Here is a 17,118-nt window from a genome sequence, read left to right on the forward strand (position 1 = left end):
GTGCGGCCAGCGCACGCCACGGGCAAACCTCAGATGCTAATGCTGACCGGGCTTGAAACAAGCCCGGCAGGCGCTTTGCGGCACGTGGCCGTCATGCGCCCACCAGCACGGGATTCATGCCCAGCATGGCACGCGCCGCCGCGGCGTCGCGATCCATCTGGGCGGTGAGCGCGTCCAGATCGTCGAACTTCTGTTCGTCGCGCAGCTTGCCGACGAACTCCACCGCCATGCGCTGGCCGTACAGATCGCCCTCGAAATCGAACAGATGCACTTCCAGCAGCGGCTCGGCCACTTCGTTGACGGTGGGCCGAACGCCGAGGCTAGCCACGCCGGGCCAGGCGCATTCGCCGTCGCCCAGGCCCACGCGCACCGCGAAGATGCCGTGGATCGGGCTGACCCGCTCGCGCAGGTGGATGTTGGCGGTGGGATAGCCCAGCGTGCGGCCGAGCTGGTTGCCGTACTCCACCTTGCCCTCGATCACGAACGGTCGGCCAAGCAGCGGCGCGACCTCGGCAAAATCGCCGGCCGCCAGCAGCTCGCGCACCCGGGTAGCCGATACGCGTTCGTCGTGCAGCGTCACCGGTGCCATCGTGCGCGCCGCAAACCCGAGCGTTTCGCCCAAGCGTTCCAGCATCGCCACGTCGCCGGCGCGGCGGTGACCGAAGCGGAAATCGCCGCCCACCCACACCTCCCGTGCCGCCAGTCGCTCTACCAGCACCTGGCGCACGAAGTCCTCGGCGGACATCGCCGCGAGCGCCGCGTTGAAGCGCAGCAACAAGGCGTGCGCCATGCCCGCCGCACCGAACCCGCGCAGTTTCTCGCGCACACTGGACAGCCGCGGCAGCGGCTCGCGCGAGAAATATGCCCGCGGCAGCGGCTCGAAACTCACCACTACCGGCTCGGCTTCCAGCGCGAGCGCACGCTCGTGCACCTGCGCCAGCAATGCCTGATGCCCGCGATGGAGGCCGTCGAACGCGCCAATCGCCACCACGCTGCCGCGCGGCGTCAGGCAGGCACCGGCAACGTCCCTGGAAAGCTTGATCATCGCGCCAGTATAGCGGCCGGCCGCCCTGCTCTGGGCTTGTTCAGGCACCGCGCAGGTCACGCAGACGGAAGCCCAGGGCGAACAGCGCGGCGGCATAGGTGGCGGCTCCGGCGACTACCAGCACCATCAGGTGCCACAGCCGCGCCAGCACCGCGACGTGGGTCCAGTCCGGCCACAGCCAGCGCCCGGCCAGCAGTACCGCAACCATCGCCGCACACGCCACGCCCAGTCGCAGCCAGTGCCGCGACCATCCCGGCAGCCGCTGGTACACCCCCTCGCGACGCAGCCAATGCCACAGCAGGGCGAAATTGACGTAGCTGGACAGCGAGCTGGCGATCGCCAGTCCCACGTGCAGGCCGGGAACCTGGGCGATGCCGTCGATCCAGCTGCCCTGCTTCTGCGCCGGCGTCGCCCACAGCTCGAACAGCAGCGCGATGAACACGCCGTTGAACAACATGTTGGCCACCAGCGCCGCCACGCCGGCACGCACCGGGGTGCGGGTGTCCTGCCGCGCGTAGAACGCCGGCAGCAGTACCTTGACCAGCGCGTAGGCAGGCAAGCCGGCGCTCAGCGCCAGCACCGACAACGAAGCCATCCGCGCGTCGAACGCCGAGAAATTTCCGTTCTGGAAGAACGTGGCCACCAGCGGCTCGGCCAGCACCAGCAGCGCCAGCATCGCCGGCAACGCGATCAGCAGCGTGATACGCAGGCCCCAGTCCAGCGCGCGGGAAAAACCGGTCCGGTCCGTACCCACATGGTGTCGCGACAGCGCCGGCAGGATCACCGTGCCCAGCGCCACGCCGAACACGCCCAGCGGCAGCTCGAGGAAGCGGGTGGATTGCCACAGCCAGGTCTGCGAGCCCGTCACCAGATAGGAGATCACCACGGTATCCAGCAGCAGGTTGAGCTGGGCTACCGAAGAACCGAACAGCGTCGGCACCATCAGCGTCATGATCCGGCGCACCTGCGGGTGCTTCCAGCCCCAGCGCGGCCGCTGCAACAGGCCGAGCCGCCGCACCGCCGGCAGCAGGAACAGCCACTGCAGCACGCCGGCCACCAGCACCGCCCAGCCCATCGCCATGATCGGCACCTGCAGCCGCGGCGCCAGCCACAGCGCGCCGGCAATCATGCAGACGTTGAGGATCACCGGCGCCAGCGCCGGCAGCGCAAAGTGGTGAAAGCTGTTCAACACTCCGGCCGACAGCGCGTTCAGCGATACGAAGAAGATGAACGGAAAAGTCAGCCGCACCAGGTCGGTGGTGAGATCGAACTTGTGCGGGTGGTCCAGCGCGCCCGGCGCGAACATCGAGGCCACCTGCGGGGCGAAGATCATGCCCAGCGCCGTGACCAGCAGCAGCACGCCGCTGAGCGTGCCGGACACGCGGGCCAACAGCTGCTTCAACTCCTCGCGCGAGCCCGTTTGCTTGACCTCGGTGAACACCGGCACGAAGGCAGTGGAGAACGATCCCTCCGCAAACAGGCGCCGCATGAAGTTGGGAATGCGAAAGGCGATGACGAAGGCATCGGTCGCCGCATTGGCGCCGAACACGTGGCTCATCGAAATGTCGCGGATCAGGCCGAGGACCCGCGAGACCATCGTCATGCTGCTGAACGACAGCAGCCCGCGCAGCATGCTGGGGGACTTCATGCGGGTGACGCTACCTCTGTGAACGAAGATGGGCGGCCCGGTACGGCGGGCGGCACGAAGCGCGTAGTGTGACAGCGAGAGCGGCCGAGTTGGCGCCCCGGCTGTGGCACAATGCGGGCACGTCGCCCCATAGCAGGCGCTGCGCAAGCCCCGCCGGACACCGTCCGGCACGAGCTAAGCGGTTGACGCCATAGCGCATTGCCCGCATAATTGCGCGTCTTTTTTCCAACCCAAGCATTTCCGGAGTTTTACCTTGGCCAACATCAAGTCCGCGAAGAAGCGCGCGCGCCAGTCCGAGCAGCGCCGCCTGCGCAACGTCAGCGCCCGCTCCATGGTCCGTACCGCCCTCAAGAAGGTCGTCAAGGCCATCGAGGCCAAGGACAAGGCTGCCGCCGTCGAGGCGTTCGCCGCTGCGCAGCCGGTCATGGACCGCTACGCCGCGCGTGGCCTGATCCACAAGAACAAGGCCGCTCGCCACAAGAGCCGCCTCAACGCGAAGATCCGCGAGCTGGCCTGAGGCCAGTTTGCTTTTTCGGGTTGGTGAGAAAGCCGGCGCAAGCCGGCTTTCTCTTTGCCGATCTTCCCGCCTCAGGCCCCCTGCGCCACCGCCAGGGCGGCCACCAGCGCGGCGACAATCGCCGGATCGGTCTCTTGCCGATCCGCCGCCAGGTCCTCCAGCCGCTCGTTGCGCCAGCGCATAGCGCTCCGACATAGGCCGCGCGCCGAAGCGTGCAGTTCGCCCGCCTGGCTGCGTGCGAGCACGTCCGCCACGTTCTCCGGGCGTACCCCCGCCCCCGCCATGATGCGTACGCGGCCTGCCGCCTGCTGCACCAGGGCCGCGATGTGTGCGGCCCCGTCCAGCGCGCTGCGATGGCCGCCGGAGGTCAACACCCGCTCGCAACCCAGCGCGATCACGTCTTCCAGCGCGCGGGCTGGATCACGCGCGGCGTCGAAGGCGCGGTGGAAGGTGACGCCCAGCCCACCTGCCGCGGCGACCAGGGCCCGGCAACCGGCAAGGTCCACGCCGGCGTCGGCATCGAGCGCCCCGATCACCACCCCGTCGCAGCCGAGCCGTACGCAAGCCTCGATGTCGCGCTGCATCAGCTCGAACTCGGCCTCGTCGTACAGAAAGTCACCACTGCGCGGACGTACCAGCACGTAAAGCGGAATCCGCAGACGATCGCGTGCCGTCGCCACCAGCCCATAGGAGGGCGTGACGCCGCCATCGGCCAGCTGACCGCACAGCTCCACCCTTCCCGCCCCACCGGCCTGCGCGGCCAGGGCGGAGGTCAGCGAACTGGCCGCCACTTCCAGCAGTGCCATCAGTTGAAGCTCGTGGTGTATACGCTGGGCGAGGCGAACACGCGATCGGTGCTCTCGGCGTCACAGACGGCGTAGGTGAAGCCGCGCTGGACTGCGAATGCGCCCGCCGCACCATCCCGGCGCAGGGCGAGGAAACCCACCTGCAACTCCTTGGCGGCGTCGGGCCGCTTCTTCACGATGCGCCGCACTGCCTCTTCGCAGGCCTCCTGCGGACTGCGGCCTTGTCGCATCAGCTCGACCACCAGAAAGCTGCCGGCGTTGCGGATCACTTCCTCGCCGACACCGGTGGACGTCGCGCCGCCGACCTCACCGTCCACATACAAGCCGGCGCCGATGAGCGGACTGTCGCCAACCCTGCCGTGCAGCTTCCAGGCCATGCCGCTGGTGGTGCAGGCGCCCGCAAGGTGACCATGGGCATCCACGGCCAGCATGCCGATGGTGTCGTGGTTGTGCTTGCCACCCGGCAGCCCCAGGCTCTGGTGATAGTCGCGGTTCTCGCTGTTGGGCACCGGCTTGTACCTGGCCTCCTTGAGCCACGCATGCCAGGCTTCTGCCGCCTCCGGCGTGAGCAGGTCCTCCTCGTGAAAGCCCTGCTCGCGGGCGAACTGCAGCGCGCCCTCGCCGACCAGCAGCACGTGCGGAGTGGCCTCCATCACGCGCCGGGCGACGCGGACCGGATGCACGATGCGCTCGATGCACGCCACGGCGCCGCAACGGCCATCGCCATCCATGATGCTAGCGTCGAGCGTGACGTGACCATCGCGATCGGGATAACCGCCCTTGCCGACGCTGTGGTTGGCCACATCGGCCTCCGGCACCTGCACGCCGACTTCCACCGCATCCAGCGCCGTGCCGCCCGCACCCAGACCGCGCCATGCCGCTCGGTTTGCCGGCACGCCGAAATCCCAGGTCGACACTACGCGGGCGCCGGCCCTCGCCGGAATCGCCCCCTGTTCGGGCGAGACGGATGCGCGTGCCAGCCCGGGCAGCCCCAGGGCACCGGCAGCCAGCATCGAGGTCTTGAGAAAATCGCGGCGCGACGTCATGGCGGCTCCTTGGCTGCGGGCAATCGCTGCATGATGCGCGATTGCCAGGCCAGCGGCGAGCACCGAAACTCTGGCTTCTTCTGCGTATCCGCGTTGCGGAGCGTGGCGTGCCGGCCTGCGACCGGCCTCGCACGACAGCCGGGGCTTAAGCCTCGCCGCGCTGGCGCACGTCGCCGGCGGAGAAGCCGGCATCCTCGGCCGTCGCTTCCGCGCGCGCCAGACGCTGCGACTCGAAGAAGCGCTGCACCTGCTGGCACACCGCCATGGTGTTCTCGCGGGCGATCGCCGAGACCATGAACCACGGCTGGGTCCAGCCCAGCCGGGCGACGATGTCCTCGGCCACCTTCTGGCGCTCGTCCTCGGGCAGCACGTCGGCCTTGTTGAGCACCAGCCAGCGCGGGCGTTCCAGCAGTTCGGGATCGAACTTGGCCAGCTCCTGCTCGATCGCGCGCACCTGCTCGACCGGATCGGAGCCATCGATCGGCGCCATATCGACCAGGTGCAGCAACAGGCTGGTGCGCGACACGTGACGCAGGAACTGGATGCCCAGGCCTGCACCGTCGGCGGCACCCTCGATCAGGCCAGGAATATCGGCGATCACGAAGCTCTGGTCGGTGCCCAGGCTGACCACGCCGAGGTTGGGATGCAGCGTGGTGAACGGGTAGTCCGCCACGCGGGGCGTCGCCGCCGACACCGCACGAATGAAGGTCGACTTGCCGGCGTTGGGGAAACCGAGCAGCCCCACGTCCGCCAGCAGCTTGAGCTCCAGCTTGAGCTCGCGCACGTCGCCGGGCGTGCCCGGGGTGGACTTGCGCGGCGCCCGGTTCACCGAGCTCTTGAAATGGATGTTGCCCAGCCCGCCCTTGCCGCCCTGTGCCACCAGCAGGCGCTGGCCGTGCTGGGTGAGGTCGCCGATGATCTCGTCGGTGTCGACATTGGTGACCACGGTGCCGATCGGCACGCGTACCGTGGTGTCGTCGCCGCCCTTGCCGTACATCTGGCTGCCCATGCCGTTCTGGCCGCGCTGCGCCTTGAAGCTGCGCTGGTGGCGGAAATCGATCAGGGTATTGAGCCCCTCGTCGGCCACCAGCCACACCGAACCGCCGAAGCCGCCATCGCCGCCATCGGGGCCGCCGAACGGGATGAATTTCTCGCGGCGGAAGCTGATGCAGCCATTGCCGCCATCGCCGGCCTGGACTTTGATGACTGCTTCGTCGACGAATTTCATGGCGGGGTCCAGGAGCGTAAGAACGGTGGGAAACGAAAAAAGTCTAGCGAGAACCGTTACCCGCCGCCCAATGCGGGCGCGCTGCAACGGCTCCAAAAAGCAAAAGCCCCGCCGAAGCGGGGCCTTCGCGGATCGCGACGGACGCGGCTTAGGCCGGGATCACGTCGACGAAGCGGCGGTTCTTCTCGCCGCGGACCTTAAACTGCACGGTGCCATCGACCAGCGCGTACAGCGTGTGGTCGCGACCCAGGCCGACGCCGGTGCCGGCGTGGAACTGGGTACCGCGCTGACGCACGATGATGTTGCCGGCCTCGATGGCCTGGCCACCGTAGATCTTGACGCCGAGATACTTCGGGTTCGAATCGCGACCGTTGCGGCTGGAACCTACGCCTTTTTTATGTGCCATGACTCAATGCTCCAGTTGCTCAGGCGTTGATGCCCGTGATTTCCACTTCGGTGAAGTGCTGACGATGTCCCTGCTGCTTTTTGTGGTGCTTGCGGCGGCGGAACTTGATGATGCGGATCTTGTCGGCGCGGCCGTGCTTGCGCACGGTGGCGCTGACGGTGGCACCGGCCACGGTCGGCGCGCCGACGGTGATCGACTCGCCCGCGCCCACCAGCAGAACTTCGTCGAAGCTCACGGTGGCGCCTTCTTCGGCGTTCAGCAGCTCCACGCGCAGGACGTCGCCCTGCTGCACGCGGTACTGCTTGCCACCGGTCTTGATGACTGCATAACTCATGGGAATGTCCCTTCTGTCGTTATTCTCTTGGGTTCCGCGGGCGGTGCACTGCCCCTGGCGGACTCAGGATTATAGCGACCGCTGCGGGCGCTGGTCAATCCTTGACCACCCCTGAAATCGGCAGCCCCGGGGCCTACTTGGAAGGCTTGCCGGCTGGCTTGCCCAGCGCCGGCTGGGCCGGTGCAGTGGCGGGGCAGCGCCCCTCGCCGGTGATGGTGCCGTCCTTCTGCAGCTGCTCCATCATCGCCTGGGCGCGCTCGCGCCCCCACTGCTGCCCCACCTGCATGCCCTCGGCCATGGTGGACGGCATCTCGGCAACCACCTTGCGACCGAGCGGCGAGCGATAGAACTTCAGCAGCCCGTCGATCTCCGCGGCGCTGAAGTGCTGCTGGTAGATCGGGATCATCTTCTCGGTCAGCTCGGCCATGCCCTTCTCGTCGAGAAAATTGTTCCAGTAGCTGGCCGGCACGCAGGGCAGCTGCTGGCCCATCATCCCGGCCATCTGCACGTTCATCTGCTGGAACATCCGGTTCACCCCGAACACGCCCATCAGCTCGCGCACCTGCTGCGCGCTCGCCTGTGCGGCCCAGGCGGGTGCGCTGGCCAGGGCCAGGACGGCGATGCAGGCGGTCGTGCGCCAGGCGCGCTGGATCGATGTCGGCTTCATGCGGGTTCTCTCCGAAAAGTGAGGCGGCGAAGCGGGCATTTAGCCACAGCTGGCGCCATCGACAAACCGCTGGCGACCTTGCCACGCAGTCATTCTCTGCCCACTGGCGGCCACGGTCCGATCACAGGGGATTGGTATAGTGATCGTTTCCCCCATATCACGGCGCGATGGACACCATTCGCATCCGCGGCGCACGCACGCACAATCTCAAGAACATCGACCTGGACCTGCCCCGCGATCGCCTGATCGTGATCACCGGCCTGTCCGGCTCGGGCAAATCCTCGCTCGCTTTCGACACCATCTACGCCGAGGGCCAGCGGCGCTACGTCGAGTCGCTGTCGGCGTACGCGCGGCAGTTCCTGTCGATGATGGAGAAGCCTGACGTGGACCACATCGAGGGTCTGTCGCCGGCGATCTCGATCGAGCAGAAATCCACCTCGCACAACCCGCGCTCGACCGTGGGCACGATCACCGAGGTGTACGACTACCTGCGCCTGCTCTACGCGCGCGTCGGCACGCCGCGCTGCCCCGACCACGGCATCCCGCTGGAAGCGCAGACGGTCAGCCAAATGGTCGACGCCACGCTGGCAATGGATCCGGAAAAGCGCCTGATGCTGCTGGCGCCGGTGATCCGCGACCGCAAGGGCGAGCACGTGCAGGTGTTCGAGCAGCTTCGCGCGCAGGGCTTCGTGCGCGCCCGCGTCGACGGCGCGGTCTACGACCTGGACGCCGTGCCGCCGCTTACCCTGCGCCAGAAGCACACCATCGAGGTGGTGATCGACCGCTTCCGCCCGCGCGAGGACATCAAGCAGCGCCTGGCGGAGTCATTCGAAACTGCGCTGCGCCTCGGCGACGGTCTGGTGATCCTGGCGGACATGGATGCTGCACAGGGAAGTGCGAATGCCGCGGGCGCAGGAAGCGCAGGAGCGGCCCACGCCGACCAGATGCTGTCCTCGCGCTACTCCTGCCCGGTCTGCGACTACTCGCTGCCGGAGCTGGAACCGCGGCTGTTCTCGTTCAACTCGCCGATCGGTGCCTGCCCCAGCTGCGACGGCCTGGGCGTCACCCAGGTATTCGATCCGACCCGCGTGGTCGGTCATCCGGAGCTTTCGCTGGCCGGCGGCGCCATTCGCGGCTGGGACCGGCGCAACCCGCACTATTTCCAGTTGCTGCAGTCGCTGGCCGCGCACTACGGCTTCGACGTCAACGAGCCGTGGAAGAACCTGCCGGCCGCTACCCAGCAGGCCGTGCTGTTCGGCAGCGGCAAGCAGCCGATCGCGTTCCGCTACCTCACCGAACGCGGCGGACGCGTGACCCGCGAGCATCCGTTCGAGGGCATCGTTCCGAACCTCGAACGCCGCTACAAGGAAACCGAATCGGCTGCGGTGCGCGAGGAGCTTTCCAAGTACATCAGCGACCAGCCCTGCCCCACCTGCGAAGGCCAGCGGCTGAACCGTTCGGCGCGCCACGTGTTCGTCGCCGACCATGCGCTGCCCGCGCTCACCCACCGCTCTATCGACGACGCGCTGGCGTTCTTCGAGACGCTGACGCTCACCGGCTGGCGCGGCGAGATCGCGGCCAAGATCGTCAAGGAAATCCGAGAGCGGCTCACCTTCCTCAACGACGTGGGCCTGAACTACCTCACGCTGGACCGCCAGGCCGACACACTGTCCGGCGGCGAGGCGCAGCGCATCCGCCTGGCCAGCCAGATCGGCGCCGGACTGGTGGGCGTGATGTACGTGCTCGACGAGCCGTCGATCGGCCTGCACCAGCGCGACAACGAGCGCCTGCTCGGCACGCTGACCCGCCTGCGCGACCTCGGCAACACGGTGATCGTGGTCGAGCACGACGAGGACGCCATCCGCATGGCCGACCACGTGCTCGACATCGGCCCTGGCGCCGGCGTGCACGGTGGTGAGATCGTGGCGCAGGGTTCGGTGGACGACGTGCTGGCCTCACTGCGTTCGGTGACCGGCCAGTTTCTCTCCGGCAAGCGCGCCATCGAGGTGCCTGAGAAGCGTCGCCAGCCGATCGACAAGGCCTCGTGGCTGCAACTGAAGGGCGCCCGCGGCAACAACCTCAAGGGCGTGGACCTCGCCGTTCCGGCCGGCCTGTTCACCTGCGTCACCGGCGTGTCCGGTTCGGGCAAGTCCACGCTGGTGAACGACACGCTGTTCCGGCTGGCGGCGATGGAGCTCAACGGCGCCGCGACCCAGCCGGCGCCGTTCGAGTCGGTCAGCGGCATGGACCTGTTCGACAAGGTGGTCGACATCGACCAGTCGCCGATCGGCCGCACGCCGCGCTCCAACCCGGCCACCTACACCGGCCTGTTCACCCCGTTGCGCGAGATGTTCGCGCAGGTGCCGGAGGCCCGCTCGCGCGGCTACACCGCCGGCCGCTTCAGCTTCAACGTGCGCGGCGGCCGCTGCGAGGCCTGCGAAGGCGACGGCATGATCAAGGTGGAGATGCACTTTCTGCCCGACGTCTACGTGCCCTGCGACGTCTGCCACGGCAAGCGCTACAACCGCGAGACGCTGGACATCCTCTACAAGGGCCACACCATCGCCGACGTGCTGGACATGACGGTGGAGGACGCGCTGAAGCTTTTCGAGAACGTACCCACCATTGCCCGCAAGCTCGATACGCTGCGCGCCGTGGGCCTGGACTACATCAAGCTCGGCCAGAGTGCGACCACGCTCTCCGGCGGCGAGGCGCAGCGCGTGAAACTGTCCAAGGAGCTCAGCAAGCGCGACACCGGCCGCACCCTTTACATCCTGGATGAGCCCACCACCGGATTGCACTTCCACGACATCGAGCAGCTGCTCGACGTGCTGCATCAGCTGGTCGACCAGGGCAACACGGTGGTGGTGATCGAGCACAACCTCGACGTGATCAAGACCGCCGACTGGATTGTCGATCTTGGCCCCGAGGGCGGCTCGGGCGGCGGGCGCATCCTGGTGTCGGGCACGCCGGAAACGGTGGCCGCAACCCCGGGCTCGCACACCGGCCGTTTCCTCGCGCCGCAGTTGAAATCGACCCAGGCCACCAAGGCCAAGCGCGCCGACACCCCCAAGCGCACCAAGGCCGCCACCAAGCATATTGCCTCGGCCGACAAGCACCGCCCCATGCCCAGGAAGAAGCGTTCGTGAGCTCGCAGGACACCCCGAAACCGGCGCGCAAGACGCGCGCCTCCAAGACCGCCGACGCCGCTCTGGCGACCGAACTCGACAACTCGCCGCCGGTCGAGCAGGCAGAGCCCAGGCCGCTGTTCGTGGCCCATCTGGAGGTGCGCTGGCGTGATCTGGATGCCTTCAACCACGTCAACAACTCCACCTATCTCACTTACCTCGAAGAAGCTCGGCTGCAGTGGCTGCGCCACGTGCCCGGCCCGTGGTTCGACGAGTCGTCGATGCCGGTGCTGGCGGCCAGCAACCTCAACTACCGCCAACCCATCGCCTGGCCGGGCCACCTGGCCGTGGAGCTGTTCTGCGAGCGCCTGGGCAACAGCTCGATCACTCTGGCCCATCGCGTCGTCGATGCCGAGCATACCGACCAGCTCTACTGCGACGGACAGGTAGTACTGGTGTGGATGAATCCTACGACCGGCAAGCCGGTGCCGTTGCCGCAGGCGATCCGCGACTCGGCCGCCGACGGCGCTTGAACGCACGGCGAGGCGTGACGGGGTTGCGCCGCCGGTTCGATCGATGCCTGCGCTTCATGCGGTGCCGGTAAGATCGCCGGACCCACACGACAAGGAGCTCGCCCGTGCGCAAGACGCCCCTCGCCCTCTTCCTGCTCACGCTCGCCACCGGTGCCGCCGCGGCCGACCACAGCGACATCACGATCTACCGCAGTGACGATGCCTCGCTGTTCGCCAACGACGGCAGCCATGCGCAGGCGGGCTACGCGATGGTGCGCGAGCCGCGCTCGCTGAACCTCGCCGCCGGCGTGCACGACGCGCACCTCACCGGCCTGCCGCTCTACCTCGACCCCGAAGCGCTCGCACTGCAGTTCGACGACGCAAAGACCACCGTGGTATCGCAGCGACTGCAGCTCGCCCAGGGTGGCGTGGCGCGGGTGAGCGATCTGGTCGGACGCAAGGTCGACGTGCTCGGCCACCAGGGCGACGTGATCCTCAGCGGCATCCTGCGCTCGGCCGGCGACGTATTGCAGATTCAACAGGGTGAGAGCACGGTGCTCGTGCACGACTACGTGGCAGTGCGCGCAACCGGCGATGTCGATGGCGGCACCCGGCTCGACCTGCGGGTGGATGCGCCGCGCGCCGGGGTGGCCGCGGCGCAGCTCAGCTACGTGACCGGTGGACTGGGCTGGCGCGCGTCGTATATCGGAACGCTCGCCGATGGCAGCGGCTGCCGCATCGCGTTGCAGTCGCGCGCCAGTGTCGCCAACCGCAGCGGCAGCGACTGGCACGACGCCCAGCTCACGCTGATCGCCGGCGAGCCGCGTCTGGACAAGCCCGCCGCGGCCCCGATGATGGCGATGGCCTTCCGCGGCAAGGCCGCCGACCTGCCGCAGCAGTCGACCGTCGGCGATTACCGCAGCTATCGCCTGCCCGAGCCGGTCGACCTGCCGGACGGCACCGTCAGCCTGCTGCCGCTGTACGCGCCCAAGAGCATCGCCTGCGAGCGCACGGCGCTGTACGAAACCGGCGGCGGCTACCAGCCTCCGCAGCCCATGACGCAACCGTCGATCATGGTCGATGGACCCACCAACGTGGTCGGCACGCTCACCTTCCGCGCTTTCGACAGCCTGCCGGCCGGCTACCTGCGCGTATTGGCGCGCGATGACCGCGGCGCAGCACAGGTGATCGGCGAGAGTCGCATCGAAGACACCCCGAAGGACGCCGAGGTCAAGCTCACGCTCGGCAACGTGTTCGACCTGCGCGCCAAGCGCGAGCGCACCGCGTTCCATGTCGATCGCGAGGGCCGCACCATGGACGAGGCGTTCCGCCTCACCTTCAGCAACGCCGGCGACAGCGCCCGCACGATCACCGTGCGCGAACACCCTTCGCGCTGGCGCAGCTGGACGCTGGCCTCCTCCAGTCTCAAACCCACCGTCAGCACTGCCGACACGCTGGGTTTTGCGGTGAAGGTGCCGGCACACGGCAGCGCGACGCTCGACTACGCCGTGCGCTACACCTGGACCGCCGACGACCAGCCGCAATAAGCCCGCCTACCAGAGAACGACCATGCTCAATCGCATCCACCACGACGCCATCGTCGAACTCCAGCTGGCCCGCCACCCGGTCAACGCACTCAATCTCTCCTTGCTGCAGCAACTTCGCGCGGCGGTCGAGGAGGCCCCCGCGGCCGGCGCCCGCGGCATCGTGCTGTCGGGTGCGCCCGGCATGTTCTCCGCTGGCGTCGACGTGCCAGCGCTGATGGGGCGCGAGCGCAGCGAGGTGCGCGCGTTCTGGCGCGAGTTCTTCGCCGTCTGCGCCGCACTGGCGCGCTCACCGATACCGGTGGTAGCCGCGATCACCGGGCACAGCCCGGCGGGCGGCGCAGTGCTGTCGCTGTTCTGCGACTACCGCGTCATGGCCGAAGGCCCATTCAAGATCGGCCTCAACGAAGTGCAGGTGGGCTTGAGCGTGCCCGACTGCATCCAGCTCGCACTGCGCCGCGTGGTGGGTGCCTACCGCGCGGAGCGGCTGCTCGTCGCCGGCGCGATGATCGAATCCTCGCAGGCCCTGGCCTGCGGCATGGTGGACGAGCTCACTGGCGTCGAGCAGGTATCTACCCGAGCGCTGCACTGGCTGCGCGAACTGCTGGCGTTGCCATCGCACGCGATGCTCGCCACCCGCGCGCTGGCCCGTGCCGACCTTACTGAGGCGTACGCCGACGTGGATGCGCTGCCGCTGGATGCCTTCGTCGATGGCTTCTTCCATCCGCAGACGCAGACGGTGCTGCAGAGCCTGGTCGACCGGCTGCGCAAGAAGTGAATCGAGCCGGCCGGGCGCTCAGTCCGCCCCGGTAGCCACCGGCCGCGACGGATCGCTGACCCAGCCGCTCCACGACGGCGCGTACAGCCGCGATCCATTCAAGCCCGCCACTTCCATCGCCAGCAGGTTATGGCACGCGGTGACGCCGGAGCCACAGGAGTGCACTACCTGCGGCGGCGCGTACGTCTGCAACACCGCCAGGAACTCCTCCCGCAGATCGTCGGGCGACTTGAAGCGCCCATCGGCGGCGAGGTTATCCGCGAACGGGCGGTTGCGCGCACCGGGAACGTGCCCGCCGACACGATCCAGCGGTTCGGTGTCGCCGCGATAGCGCGCCGCGGCGCGCGCATCGATCAGCAGTTGCTGCGGACTCGCCGTGACAGCGGCATGCTCGACGATGAACTGCGCGGGGTCGTAGTGGATCGTTACCGTGGTGGGCACGCGTTCGGGCACCGACGTTTCCAACGGCAGGCCGGCGGCGACCCACGCGCCGATACCGCCATCGAGCACCGCCACCGCACGCTCGCCGACCAACCGCATCAGCCACCACAGGCGCGCAGCGGCCAGGGCACCACCGGCGGCGTCATACGCCACCACCTGCAAGCCGGGACGCCAGCCCCAGCGACCCAGCACGGCCGCGAAATCCGTCTCCAGCGGCAGCGGATGCCGGCCCAGCCCCAGATGCTGGCGCGAGAGATCGGACAGGTCGCGGTCGAGCTGCGCGTAGACCGCCCCGGGGATATGCCCGCTGCGCCAGTCGCGTTCACCCTTGTCGGGATCGGCAAGGTCGACGCGGCAATCGACGATCAACACGTCCGCCGGCGACAACGCAGCGAGCTCGGCGGCGGAAATCAGCGTGGTCTTCATGCGCGTCCCATCCTCTGCAGCAGGTTGAGCATCATCGCCGCGGTGGCGCCCCAGATGCGATGCCCGCCATGCACGAACTCCACCATCGGTCGCTGGTGGCCACGGAACTCCATGGTGTAGCGGCGCAGGTTGCCCGGCTCCAGGAAAAACGCCAGCGGCACCTCGAACACCTCGGCCACTTCGTCCGGCGCCGGCACCACCGTGGCGTGCTCGGCGACCCGCGCCACCACCGGCGTGACGCAGTAGCCGCTGATCGTCTCGAACATGTCGAGGAAGCCCAGCGGCGACACCAAGCGCGGATCCAGCCCGATTTCTTCCTCGCTTTCGCGCAAGGCAGTGGCGATCGCGTTACGGTCGTCGGGGTCGCTGCCGCCGCCGGGGAACGCCACCTGCCCCGCATGCGACGGCAGGTGCGCCGTGCGCACGGTGAGCAGTACGCGGGGGTCGACGCCTTCGCGCACGCCCACCAGCACCGCCGCCGGACGCCGCTCGGCGGTACCCAGCAGCTCGCTCATCGGCGCGTGGTTCCAGCCCGGTGGCTGCGGCGGCGTGGCCAATGGCAGCAGGGCGGGCTCCAGTGCGTGCCAGATGCGCTCCATCACGACCCCTTGCGGGTCGGCAGCACCACGCGCATCAGGTAGAGCCGCTCGGTATCGGGCATGGTGCCCCAGCGCGCAATCTCGCCCATCGACCGCTGGCAGCCCAGGCAATAGCCGCGCCCGTCGAGCCGGCACAGGCCGATGCAGGGCGTCAGTGGTGCGTCGGAAAAGGAAGCGCGGGGATCGGTCGACATGACCGGTAATGATAGCGCCTGCGCCGGGCGCCGATCAGGGATTGGCGACGTCCAGCAGCTCGATATCGAACACCAGCGCCTCGTTCGGGCCGATACGTGGCAGGGCGCCACGCTCGCCGTAGGCCAACCGCGGCGGAATCACCACTTTCCAGCGGTCGCCCACGTGCATGCGCGGAATCACGTCGCGCCAGCCGGGAATCACGCTCTTCACCACGAAGCTCACCGGGTTGCCGTGCGCGAAGGTACTGTCGAACTCGGTGCCATCGATCAGCATGCCGCGGTAGTTGACGGTGACCTTGCTGTCCACCGTAGGGCTCACCGTGCCCTGGCCCTGCTTGATCACCGCGTACTGCACCCCCGAAGCCAGCTGCACCACACCCGGCTGGGTGCGGTTGTGCGCCATGTATTGCTCGCTCTTGCGCGCGTTGGCCGCAGCGACGCGGCGGAACTCGTTCACGGCGCGGGCGTGCATCTGATCGTCGAGGGCGCGCAGCTGGGCGCGCATGTCCTGCATCGGCACGCTCGGCTGACGCTTGGCTGCCGCATCCTGGATGGCCCGCTCGAGCGTCGCCAGATCCACGGCCGGATCGCCATCAGCGAACTGGCTGCCGATCTGGTAGCCGATCGCGTACGACAGCTTGGCCTTGTCGACGGTGGGGGCCGCGGCCGACCCCTTGGCGGCCTGCTGCGCGTGCGCGGCGGTGCCGATCAGCCCGAGCGCCGCCACTACCAGCCCTGCCCACTTCGTCATGCCGCTCTCCGTAAACGTGACACCTGGCTTGGCATGCTATGCGCTACGTGCGCGGAACGCAGCATGCTGCCCGGTGCGATACCGGCATCAGATTCCGGGCGGCCGCAAAGGTTCCCGCTGTACCATCTGCGTTTTTTCACCCGCAGGTTTCCGCCATGGCCTACCGCAACCTCGAGATCGCCGATCGTGGCGCCGTCCGCACCATTACCGTCGCCCGCCCGGACAAGCTCAACGCACTCAACCGCGACACGCTCAACGAGCTCACCCTCGCCTTCACCCAGGCCGCGCAGGAAGATGGCGTGCGCGTGGTGGTGCTCGCCGGCAGCGGCGACAAGGCCTTCGTCGCCGGTGCCGACATCGCCGAGATGAACGGCTACACGCCGCTGCAGGCGCAGGCGTTCTCGCGCACCGGGCAGCGCCTGATGAGCCTGATCGAGCGCCTCGGCAAGCCGGTGATCGCGCGCATCCAGGGTTTCGCGCTGGGCGGCGGCATGGAATTGGCGATGGCCTGCCACCTGCGCGTGGCCAGCGAGAAGGCCAAGTTCGGCCAGCCGGAGATCAACCTCGGCCTGATCCCCGGTTTCGGTGGCACCCAGCGCCTGCTGCGCCTGGCCGGTCGCAGCGCCGCGCTGGAGCTGTGCCTTACCGGCGCGACAATCGGCGCGCAGCGCGCCCACGGGCTGGGCATCGTGACCCGCGTGGTCGCGCCGGAAGCGCTGGACGAGACGATCGATGCTCTCGCCGACCAGCTCGCCGCCGCCGCGCCACTGGCCGCGGCCGGCATTCTCGATGCCGTACTGCAAGGAGGCGAAGCGGGTCTCGACCAGGGCCTGGAGTTCGAAACCCAGGCCTTCGCCCTGGTGTTCTCCAGCGAGGACATGCGCGAAGGCACGCGCGCGTTCCTCGACAAGCGCAAGCCCGAGTTCAAAGGCCGCTGAGCCACCTCGCGGCATCCTCTGTAGCAGCCCGCTCGCGGGCGATGGATTTGATTTGATTACGAAAAAAAAACAAAATCATTTTCCGCTAGCGGGGTCCTAACGGAAGAAAC

At 68.1% G+C, this 17,118-nt stretch carries 18 protein-coding genes; 6 read left to right on the forward strand and 12 right to left on the reverse strand.

What is annotated here, in order from left to right; genetic code table 11:
* Positions 1–91: 91 nt before the first annotated feature.
* Complete coding sequence (locus tag ACTHJF_RS00235) at positions 92–1,045, reverse strand: bifunctional riboflavin kinase/FAD synthetase (RefSeq protein WP_440265283.1); 954 nt, start codon at positions 1,043–1,045, stop codon at positions 92–94.
* Positions 1,046–1,085: 40 nt separating this feature from the next.
* Positions 1,086–2,693, reverse strand: a complete 1,608-nt coding sequence (gene murJ / locus ACTHJF_RS00240; protein WP_440265284.1) for a murein biosynthesis integral membrane protein MurJ — start codon at positions 2,691–2,693, stop codon at positions 1,086–1,088.
* Positions 2,694–2,946: 253 nt separating this feature from the next.
* On the opposite strand from murJ, the gene rpsT reads away from it, so the two are divergent.
* Positions 2,947–3,210 (forward strand): 30S ribosomal protein S20, encoded by a 264-nt coding sequence (gene rpsT, locus ACTHJF_RS00245; RefSeq protein ID WP_017460878.1) that lies wholly within the window; start codon positions 2,947–2,949, stop codon positions 3,208–3,210.
* A gap of 71 nt (positions 3,211–3,281) precedes the next feature.
* Here rpsT and ACTHJF_RS00250 read toward each other — a convergent pair whose 3' ends face one another.
* The 6 genes from ACTHJF_RS00250 to ACTHJF_RS00275 form a co-directional block, all read right to left on the reverse strand.
* Positions 3,282–4,016 carry a copper homeostasis protein CutC gene (locus ACTHJF_RS00250; protein ID WP_440265285.1) on the reverse strand — a complete coding sequence of 245 codons (735 nt, stop codon included), beginning with the start codon at positions 4,014–4,016 and terminating at the stop codon, positions 3,282–3,284.
* Positions 4,016–5,062: a N(4)-(beta-N-acetylglucosaminyl)-L-asparaginase gene (locus tag ACTHJF_RS00255; RefSeq protein ID WP_440265286.1), complete on the reverse strand. Its 1,047-nt coding sequence runs from the start codon at positions 5,060–5,062 to the stop codon at positions 4,016–4,018. The genes ACTHJF_RS00250 and ACTHJF_RS00255 overlap by 1 nt, the downstream gene beginning before the upstream one ends.
* A gap of 145 nt (positions 5,063–5,207) precedes the next feature.
* Entirely contained in the window at positions 5,208–6,290 is a 1,083-nt protein-coding gene (gene cgtA, locus ACTHJF_RS00260; protein WP_431637387.1) for an Obg family GTPase CgtA, read from the reverse strand.
* 148 nt (positions 6,291–6,438) lie between these two features.
* Complete coding sequence (gene rpmA / locus ACTHJF_RS00265; RefSeq protein ID WP_431637389.1) at positions 6,439–6,696, reverse strand: 50S ribosomal protein L27; 258 nt, start codon at positions 6,694–6,696, stop codon at positions 6,439–6,441.
* 19 nt (positions 6,697–6,715) lie between these two features.
* Positions 6,716–7,030: a 50S ribosomal protein L21 gene (rplU, locus tag ACTHJF_RS00270; protein WP_431637391.1), complete on the reverse strand. Its 315-nt coding sequence runs from the start codon at positions 7,028–7,030 to the stop codon at positions 6,716–6,718.
* Between the two features lie 133 nt (positions 7,031–7,163).
* Positions 7,164–7,697, reverse strand: a complete 534-nt coding sequence (locus ACTHJF_RS00275) for a DUF2059 domain-containing protein (protein WP_440265287.1) — start codon at positions 7,695–7,697, stop codon at positions 7,164–7,166.
* A gap of 167 nt (positions 7,698–7,864) precedes the next feature.
* Between ACTHJF_RS00275 and uvrA the strand changes: the two genes are divergently transcribed.
* From uvrA to ACTHJF_RS00295, 4 genes are all read left to right on the forward strand, one after another.
* Positions 7,865–10,846: an excinuclease ABC subunit UvrA gene (uvrA, locus tag ACTHJF_RS00280; protein WP_440265288.1), complete on the forward strand. Its 2,982-nt coding sequence runs from the start codon at positions 7,865–7,867 to the stop codon at positions 10,844–10,846.
* Positions 10,847–10,908: 62 nt separating this feature from the next.
* Complete coding sequence (locus ACTHJF_RS00285; protein WP_440265297.1) at positions 10,909–11,358, forward strand: acyl-CoA thioesterase; 450 nt, start codon at positions 10,909–10,911, stop codon at positions 11,356–11,358.
* Between the two features lie 104 nt (positions 11,359–11,462).
* Entirely contained in the window at positions 11,463–12,884 is a 1,422-nt protein-coding gene (locus ACTHJF_RS00290) for a DUF4139 domain-containing protein (RefSeq protein WP_440265289.1), read from the forward strand.
* 22 nt (positions 12,885–12,906) lie between these two features.
* Entirely contained in the window at positions 12,907–13,659 is a 753-nt protein-coding gene (locus ACTHJF_RS00295) for an enoyl-CoA hydratase/isomerase family protein (RefSeq protein WP_440265290.1), read from the forward strand.
* An 18-nt stretch (positions 13,660–13,677) separates the two neighbouring features.
* On the opposite strand, the gene ACTHJF_RS00300 is transcribed toward ACTHJF_RS00295, so the two are convergent.
* From ACTHJF_RS00300 to ACTHJF_RS00315, 4 genes are read right to left on the reverse strand one after another with little or no spacing between them, the layout of a single operon-like run.
* A complete protein-coding gene (locus ACTHJF_RS00300; protein ID WP_440265291.1) occupies positions 13,678–14,526 on the reverse strand; it encodes a sulfurtransferase in 849 nt (282 codons plus the stop codon).
* Entirely contained in the window at positions 14,523–15,125 is a 603-nt protein-coding gene (locus ACTHJF_RS00305) for a CoA pyrophosphatase (protein WP_440265292.1), read from the reverse strand. The genes ACTHJF_RS00300 and ACTHJF_RS00305 overlap by 4 nt, the downstream gene beginning before the upstream one ends.
* Positions 15,125–15,319, reverse strand: a complete 195-nt coding sequence (locus ACTHJF_RS00310; RefSeq protein ID WP_440256159.1) for a DUF1289 domain-containing protein — start codon at positions 15,317–15,319, stop codon at positions 15,125–15,127. The genes ACTHJF_RS00305 and ACTHJF_RS00310 overlap by 1 nt, the downstream gene beginning before the upstream one ends.
* A 34-nt stretch (positions 15,320–15,353) precedes the next feature.
* Positions 15,354–16,070, reverse strand: a complete 717-nt coding sequence (locus ACTHJF_RS00315; protein ID WP_440265293.1) for an FKBP-type peptidyl-prolyl cis-trans isomerase — start codon at positions 16,068–16,070, stop codon at positions 15,354–15,356.
* Positions 16,071–16,225: 155 nt separating this feature from the next.
* Here ACTHJF_RS00315 and ACTHJF_RS00320 point away from each other — a divergent pair, with 155 nt between their 5' ends.
* Positions 16,226–17,008, forward strand: coding sequence for an enoyl-CoA hydratase/isomerase family protein (locus ACTHJF_RS00320; protein ID WP_440265294.1), 783 nt, complete (start codon positions 16,226–16,228; stop codon positions 17,006–17,008).
* Positions 17,009–17,118 lie beyond the last annotated feature (110 nt).

It is taken from the genome of Dyella sp., assembly GCF_051962475.1.
Lineage (GTDB): Bacteria > Pseudomonadota > Gammaproteobacteria > Xanthomonadales > Rhodanobacteraceae > Dyella_A.

Coding starts and splice junctions, on each gene's coding strand:
- ACTHJF_RS00310 (WP_440256159.1), bottom strand. CDS start 15,319: ATGTCGACCGATCCCCGCGCTTCCTTTTCCGACGCACCACTGACGCCC.
- ACTHJF_RS00295 (WP_440265290.1), top strand. CDS start 12,907: ATGCTCAATCGCATCCACCACGACGCCATCGTCGAACTCCAGCTGGCC.
- ACTHJF_RS00235 (WP_440265283.1), bottom strand. CDS start 1,045: ATGATCAAGCTTTCCAGGGACGTTGCCGGTGCCTGCCTGACGCCGCGC.
- rpmA (WP_431637389.1), bottom strand. CDS start 6,696: ATGGCACATAAAAAAGGCGTAGGTTCCAGCCGCAACGGTCGCGATTCG.
- murJ (WP_440265284.1), bottom strand. CDS start 2,693: ATGAAGTCCCCCAGCATGCTGCGCGGGCTGCTGTCGTTCAGCAGCATG.
- ACTHJF_RS00250 (WP_440265285.1), bottom strand. CDS start 4,016: ATGGCACTGCTGGAAGTGGCGGCCAGTTCGCTGACCTCCGCCCTGGCC.
- ACTHJF_RS00320 (WP_440265294.1), top strand. CDS start 16,226: ATGGCCTACCGCAACCTCGAGATCGCCGATCGTGGCGCCGTCCGCACC.
- ACTHJF_RS00300 (WP_440265291.1), bottom strand. CDS start 14,526: ATGAAGACCACGCTGATTTCCGCCGCCGAGCTCGCTGCGTTGTCGCCG.
- ACTHJF_RS00275 (WP_440265287.1), bottom strand. CDS start 7,697: ATGAAGCCGACATCGATCCAGCGCGCCTGGCGCACGACCGCCTGCATC.
- rplU (WP_431637391.1), bottom strand. CDS start 7,030: ATGAGTTATGCAGTCATCAAGACCGGTGGCAAGCAGTACCGCGTGCAG.
- uvrA (WP_440265288.1), top strand. CDS start 7,865: ATGGACACCATTCGCATCCGCGGCGCACGCACGCACAATCTCAAGAAC.
- ACTHJF_RS00305 (WP_440265292.1), bottom strand. CDS start 15,125: ATGGAGCGCATCTGGCACGCACTGGAGCCCGCCCTGCTGCCATTGGCC.
- cgtA (WP_431637387.1), bottom strand. CDS start 6,290: ATGAAATTCGTCGACGAAGCAGTCATCAAAGTCCAGGCCGGCGATGGC.
- ACTHJF_RS00255 (WP_440265286.1), bottom strand. CDS start 5,062: ATGACGTCGCGCCGCGATTTTCTCAAGACCTCGATGCTGGCTGCCGGT.
- ACTHJF_RS00315 (WP_440265293.1), bottom strand. CDS start 16,070: ATGACGAAGTGGGCAGGGCTGGTAGTGGCGGCGCTCGGGCTGATCGGC.